The organism is Sedimentibacter hydroxybenzoicus DSM 7310, assembly GCF_013403245.1.
Lineage (GTDB): Bacteria > Bacillota > Clostridia > Tissierellales > Sedimentibacteraceae > Sedimentibacter > Sedimentibacter hydroxybenzoicus.
The window spans coordinates 26633-33454 of the sequence record NZ_JACBNQ010000032.1 but is presented as its reverse complement, the minus strand read 5'-3'; the positions used below and the strand labels follow the sequence as shown (position 1 = coordinate 33454).

Below are 6822 nucleotides of genomic sequence, written 5' to 3'. Positions count from 1 at the left end.
CATCTCTTGGGACAGCTTGAACAGATTATCACATCTTTTCGATGTTGTCAACTGCCAATTTTTGTTTTTGTTTTTTTATTTTCTACTCCCTGCTCTTTCGAGCGGAATGTCAGTTTAACATACACATTGTCCTCTGTCAACTGACAATTTTTTCTTGTGAAATTCTTCTGTCAAGAAAATCACAGCTTTGTTAGTTTATCACAACTATTTTTAATTGTCAATAAATTTATTACTTATTTTTCAACTAAATTTTACATTTTTCAGATAAATGCTTTTTAATTTTAGCTTACTTAATTATCTTTGTCAATCCCCTTTTTTCACATTTTCTCCAACTCTTCTTTTATACTTAATGCAACAGAATCGTTAGGGTTGATTTTTAATGCAGTCTGTATATCTTCTTTTGCCCTATCTATTTGATTGTTGTGCATATATGCTACTGCACGATTGCAGAACACTTCACAATTACCCGGGTCAAATCCAAGTAAATCCGAAAACAATTCAGCTGCTTCTACATACTTACCCCTGCAGAGCTTGCACAATCCTAATTCATTCAAAGCGTCTTTTTGATTCTTTTCTATTTTTAATACATTTTCAAAATATGTTTCTGCTATGTCGTATTCTCCAAGCACTCTATATGCAAGTCCTATAAAAAACAACAAATTCCACCAATTGCCGAATCCCTTGGTTAACGGTAACAACAAATCTAAGCCTTTTTCAGGCTGATCCTTCAATACAAAATTATAACCATTTTCAAAATCAACATATGGCTGCAATTGGATTAGTTCATTTCTTATTTCATCTATTCTCAAATCGTCATCATCATATTTCTGATGTTTTTCCCAGATGAGTCTTGCTTTAACATACTGCTGGCTTCTTTTATAGTAAAATCCTAATTTATAATGTGCCAGTGCAAATTTATCATTATGATCTAGGCACTTTTCAAAATATTTGTTAGCTTCCTGTAAATAATATCCACTTAATTCTTCCTTATCATCAGAGTATAATTTAAGTCCCATTTTTTCTAAGGCACAAGCATAAACAAAACATGTTTTTTCATTTTCTTCTATATTAATTAATGCCTTACCATAAACTATACCGTCTTCATTTTCGTTTTCATCAAATTTATTTATACAATATATTATATAAGATGTAATATCAAATTTTAACTCTTTAAGAATCCTATGGTAGTCTTCTGAAAATTTAAAATCTGTATCAGAGCCAAATAAATAGATTATTCCATCTATTATATTGTTAAGTGAAATACCATCCGTTTCTTTTTGCTTTTCAATATCTTTTAATAGGTTGGAAATCCTGATCGGGATATCAAGCTCCTTGTCTGATATGAAAATATTGTCCTTAAAATTAATTGATGCTCCTTTTTTAATAGTAATAAATGAAATGTCGTTTCTTTTATTTTCATAAAATTCTTCAAAAAATTTATCTCTTTTGTTCATAAGTTATCTCCCCAATCAAATCACTTAAAATATATGTGCTGCATCTGTTAAAAATATTTTCTTTATCTTTATATATAAATAATGTTGGCACATTATTTATGTCTACTATCCTAAAATCATTTATTATTCTTTCATTTTTCTTAGAATCTTTGAAATACTTAGTAATAAATGTTAAATCGTTTGAGAGGTATCTTTTAATACGTTTATATTTGTCTTCTGCATTTCTGTTCAAGTAGTCCGGTAAATCCTCAAATTGATTGTTAAAAACATAGTCATATCGCATGTAATTAATAAATCCATCGGTCAATTTATCTTTATATTTTATATAATCAAACAATATTTTGTAAAGCTTTTTTCTGCTGTGAGACATTCTGTATAAATCTTTTTTCCGCCAATACATACTGAAGGATTCGTAAAATTCAAAAGCAGATTCGGTAAATATGTGATTGAATATATAATTTAATGATTTATCAAAGTACTTTTCATTGTAATACTTATCAACTATTTCTTCAATGTTTTTTAAACTTAATAGTTCATCAATTGTTATATATTTTGTACAAATTACTTCGTAAGGGGCTGTTTTTCTATACCTGATTTCATGCTTGAATCTATCATTATAAATTTTTGTTCCCTTTAGCACCTTTAAAAATCCAAGCTGTATTTTTTCTGCATTAAGCTTATGAATTCCATCAAAGGACTTTTTAAATGTATCATAACCCTCATATGGTAAACCTGCAATTAAATCAAGGTGAATATGAATATTATTGTTTTCTCTTATTTGATTTATGACCTTATAAAGCTTTTCCCCATCCATATGTCTGTTTATTTCATCCAAGGTTGTTTCATTTAACGACTGTACTCCTATTTCAAACTGAAACATATTAACAGGAAGTTTTTTTAAAAAATTAATAAATTCTTCATTTATTATATCAGCAGTTATTTCAAAATGGATTGTCATGCTATTGATGTTGTGTTTAATAATAAAATCTATTATTTCCATGGAACGCTTATAATCAGCATTGAAGGTTCTGTCCACAAATTTGATTTGTCTTGCATTTGTTTTTAAAAGCATGGTTAAATCTTTCTTAACCCTTTCCATTGAAAACACTCTCATTCTTTTATCAATTGAAGACATGCAAAAGCTGCAAGAGAATGGGCATCCTCTTGATGATTCGTAATATATTATTTTATCTTCAAATTTTTCATCCTCATCATATGGATAGTTTATTGTATCTAAGTTTATAACAGGTTCTCTTAGCTCGTTAATTATAATATTTTCGTTTACTCTATAGCTTAATCCTTTTATACTTTCATAATTGGGAGTATCTTTATAAAATTCCGTAATAAATTCACTGAATGTAATTTCTCCTTCTCCGGATACAACGAAATCTATATATGGTTCGTTTCTCATAAATGATTCTACTTCAAATGAAACCTCCGGGCCTCCACATAAAAGCTTTATGTCCTTTTTTGTTTCCTTAATTATATATGCTATTTCCTTCACATATTCAACATTCCATATATATGTTGAAAAACAAATTAAATCAGCATCAGCCGATAGTATTTCATTTAATATGTATTCAAATTTTTGGTTAATTGTAAACTCTTTAATTTCAACATTCTCATCCTTACAGTATTTCTTTAGATATCTTACCGCAAGATTTGCGTGAATAAATTTTGAATCAAGAGTTACCAATAATATTTTCATATGTTCACCTTTATTAATCCCGATTTGTTTCTTATTATAACTTCCTTATCATCTCTTTTAACCACCCTGCATTTCCCTAACAGAGGGTGAGTGAATGAGGAATATTTTAAAAATTCTTTAAATTCGGGTATATTTATCTGAGGTAATTTCAATTTATCCGGACTGATAATACCTTTTCTAAGCTTATATAAATATGCCGAAAAACTGTTTAACACTGACTCATTTTCATCCTCTGACGATTCTATGAATTTGCTATACAATATATGATTAATTGATTTACACCTGTTTATAATCCTGTCAGATAAAATATCGCTGGTTAATAATTTAATTCTTTCTTTTTCAAATTCAATAAAGCTCATTTTTTCTATAATAATATTATTTTTTTCTGAAAACGCCTTTAAAGAAAAATCAATTATCCTTCCTTTTGTAATTTCACTTATCATTTCATAATCTGTGTTATTGTTGCTTAAATATACGTCTATGGCAGAAGATATTATAATTGCATCTAATAATGTACTTTTATTAATTGAATATATTGTTACGGTTTTTAATACTTCATTTACTAAGATATCCCAAATTGTGTTAGTAATTATAATCGGTAATATCTTTGACTCCAAAAGATTATCTTCTTTAAATGACAGCTTGTTGTTTATAAAATAGTTGTCTATAACTTCATCCTCACCGTTTTTATATAGCTTAAACAGCTCAAGCTCCTTTTTATATCTTTCAACATCAATAAAGCATCCTATTTTATCTTCATAGGGCACTAAGGACTTTACACTGATTAAAAATAATTGAAAATCTATATCGGGTATCTTATCACCAAGATTATCTTCAAAACAATTAATTAATAAGTTGTATATTTTAGATTGCATGTAAACCTCACAAAAAATAATAGAATCAAAAATAAGTAATTGACTCTATTATACATTTAATAAATTTATAAAGCAATTTAAGTATTTATGTTTCATTAAATAATTCTTTATACTCTGTAGCAAATATTAATACTTTGTGTGAATAATCACTTTCTGCAGGGTTAGAGTTATTTGATGTGTTTCTTTCCATATAATTTACTAAACCCTGCTGACCTCTGTTATATGCAGTAAGAGCTTTGTGAATATCCTTGTTATAAAGACTATACAGATAACTGATTTGGGCTATGGTTAACTTTAAGTTATACCTGACATCAAATAATTTATCAGGGTCATATACGTATCCTAAATTTTCAGCAACAGGTCTCGCAGTATTTTCCATGAGCTGTCCCAAGCCACGCTCTCCTGCTTTACCTTTAGCATAGGGGTTGAAATCACTTTCTCTTTTTATGACTCCTAAGACTATAAAAGGATCTAACTCTTTCTCTTTGCATTCCTTGATTATGAACAGGCTGTCATCATAACTGAAGCCGGTTATCTGTTGTGTATATTCTGCTAATTTTTTTTCATTTGCTAAAGTATGTTTTAAATTAGATACCAATGATTCTCTTATAAATAAATTTTCCGGTTCAACATAGCTTTGAGACATATCTCTTGTTTCTGCTGCCATAGTTAGGTCAATCATCATATAATATGACAGCATGCAAATTACAAGAAGAATTGTCAAGTATTTTTCACATTTCATCTTATCACCCTTTTATGTTATATAATTGGAAAAGTTAAGTTAAACTCGCCGAAGCGAGTACATCTTATATTTAATTATATTTTCACTCCATTTTCAGGTCAATGACGAAACATGATATGTATTGTTGAGGAATGTAAAATACCGCAGTCTCATTCACCAATGTATTTGCTCCCTTTGGTCGCATACATTGGGAATTCGTTGCGAATGCCCTACCACTATTTTCTCTCCCTTACGGTCGAAAAAATAGGGTTAGGGCATCTACATTCTTTCGGGTGCTTCCATCCCTAACAATTCCATACCTTTTTTCAGTACGGTATTTACTGTCTTTGTTAATAATAATCTTGCTTTTTTAATTTCTTTATCTTCTACTATGATTGGACATTCATGATAAAAACGATTAAATTCCTGTGCTAATCCGACAATGTATCTCGTTATAAAAAATGGCTCATATTTATCATGTGCACCAAGAACCGAAGATTTGAAACCATCTAATTTTTTAATAACATTAAATGCCTCTTTGTCTGTCAGTATTGAATAATCAACATTATCATTTACTTCCTGCTCAGCTTTACGAAGTATACTGCAGGTTCTTGCATAGGTGTATTGAACGTATGGTCCCGTTTCACCTTCGAAGCTTAATGTTTTCTCCCATGAGAAGGTATAATCTTTGATTCTGTTATTAAACAGTTCCTGAAAAATAACAGCTCCGATTCCTACCTGTTTAGCAACCTCTTCTTTATTTTCTAAATCAGTATTCCTGTCATTTATGATTTCAGTAGTTTTTTCAATAGCTTTATTTAAAACATCCTCAAGGAAAACAACTCTTCCTTTACGCGTCGATAAAACACCATCTTCTAAGCTGACTGTTCCAAACATTACATGGACACAATCATCTGACCATTCGTAGCCCATTAAGTTTATAATTTTTCTCCATTGCTCAAAGTGCAGTTTTTGCGGCGCACCAACAACATATATGTTCTTATAGAAATCATATGTTTCTTTTCTATATTTAGCAGCCGCTATATCTCTTGTAACGTACAGTGTTGAACCGTCACTTTTTTGAACAACCGCATCTGTAAGTCCAAATTCCTGAAGTTCTACGATTTTTGCCCCTTGAGAGTCCTTTAAAAGACCTTTTTCCTCCAATTCCTTCATTACAGCAGGCATTTTATCCGAATAAAAGCTTTCTCCTGCATATGAATCAAATTTTATGTTAAGCATATCATAAACTCTGTTAAATTCCATTAAGCTTACTTCTCTGAACCATGTCCAAAGCTTTATGGCTTCTTCATTGCCGTTTTCAAGCTCTTTAAACCAATATCTCGCCTCATCCTTATATTCCGGATGCTCTTCCATTTCCTGATTGTATTTAACATATAGCTTCAACAGCTCTTGAATAGGATTCTTTTCAATTGCTTCAACAATTTCCGGACTTCCCCATTTCTTATAAGCTGAAATAAGCATGCCGAATTGTGTGCCATAATCACCTAAATGATTTATTGTTATGGTGTTGTATCCTAAGTATTTATAAATTTTATAAATAGAATTTCCTATAATAGTAGTTCTGATATGTCCTATATGGAACGGTTTAGCAATATTCGGTGATGAAAATTCAACTATAACAGACTTTCCTTCACCTACATTTGTGCTTCCATAACCTTCTTTTTCTTTAAATGCCGTTTTTAATATTTTTTCGGCATAATGCTTTTTGTCTACAAAAAAGTTTACGTATGGTCCCATACTTTCAATTTTTTCAAATTCTTCAACATTACCTATCTTCTCAGTAAGTTCAGCCGCAATAGCTGTAGGTGACTTTCTGTATTTTTTAGCAAATTTAAAACACGGTACCGCAAAATCACCCATATCAGGGCTTGGCGGTGTTTCTATTAATAAAAGAGCATCCTCTAATGATAAATCTGTTTCTATGGATGTGAAAATTTCAGCAACCCTTTCTTTAAAATCCATAATCTACCTCCAATGGTATTCCTTTTGTAATTTTATTTCACAATAATAACACAGCATATTTTACCTGTCAAATAAAAA

Annotated in this window: 5 protein-coding genes; all 5 read right to left on the bottom strand. The window is 30.1% G+C overall.

Features of this window, described 5'->3' with window-relative positions; genetic code table 11:
• Nucleotides 1-317: 317 nt before the first annotated feature.
• On the bottom strand, nt 318-1454 hold the full coding sequence (locus HZF24_RS17325; protein ID WP_179239633.1) for a tetratricopeptide repeat protein: 1137 nt from the start codon (nt 1452-1454) through the stop codon (nt 318-320).
• Nucleotides 1438-3162 carry a B12-binding domain-containing radical SAM protein gene (locus HZF24_RS17320; RefSeq protein ID WP_179239632.1) on the bottom strand — a complete coding sequence of 575 codons (1725 nt, stop codon included), beginning with the start codon at nt 3160-3162 and terminating at the stop codon, nt 1438-1440. Before HZF24_RS17320 ends, HZF24_RS17325 begins: the two co-directional genes overlap by 17 nt.
• Nucleotides 3159-4037, bottom strand: coding sequence for a hypothetical protein (locus tag HZF24_RS17315; protein ID WP_179239631.1), 879 nt, complete (start codon nt 4035-4037; stop codon nt 3159-3161). The genes HZF24_RS17320 and HZF24_RS17315 overlap by 4 nt, the downstream gene beginning before the upstream one ends.
• Nucleotides 4038-4122: 85 nt before the next feature.
• Nucleotides 4123-4779 carry a transglycosylase SLT domain-containing protein gene (locus HZF24_RS17310; RefSeq protein WP_179239630.1) on the bottom strand — a complete coding sequence of 219 codons (657 nt, stop codon included), beginning with the start codon at nt 4777-4779 and terminating at the stop codon, nt 4123-4125.
• Nucleotides 4780-5037: 258 nt separating this feature from the next.
• Complete coding sequence (argS, locus tag HZF24_RS17305; RefSeq protein WP_407695761.1) at nt 5038-6747, bottom strand: arginine--tRNA ligase; 1710 nt, start codon at nt 6745-6747, stop codon at nt 5038-5040.
• Nucleotides 6748-6822 lie beyond the last annotated feature (75 nt).

Coding starts and splice junctions, on each gene's coding strand:
- HZF24_RS17320 (WP_179239632.1), bottom strand. CDS start 3,162: ATGAAAATATTATTGGTAACTCTTGATTCAAAATTTATTCACGCAAAT.
- HZF24_RS17315 (WP_179239631.1), bottom strand. CDS start 4,037: ATGCAATCTAAAATATACAACTTATTAATTAATTGTTTTGAAGATAAT.
- HZF24_RS17310 (WP_179239630.1), bottom strand. CDS start 4,779: ATGAAATGTGAAAAATACTTGACAATTCTTCTTGTAATTTGCATGCTG.
- HZF24_RS17325 (WP_179239633.1), bottom strand. CDS start 1,454: ATGAACAAAAGAGATAAATTTTTTGAAGAATTTTATGAAAATAAAAGA.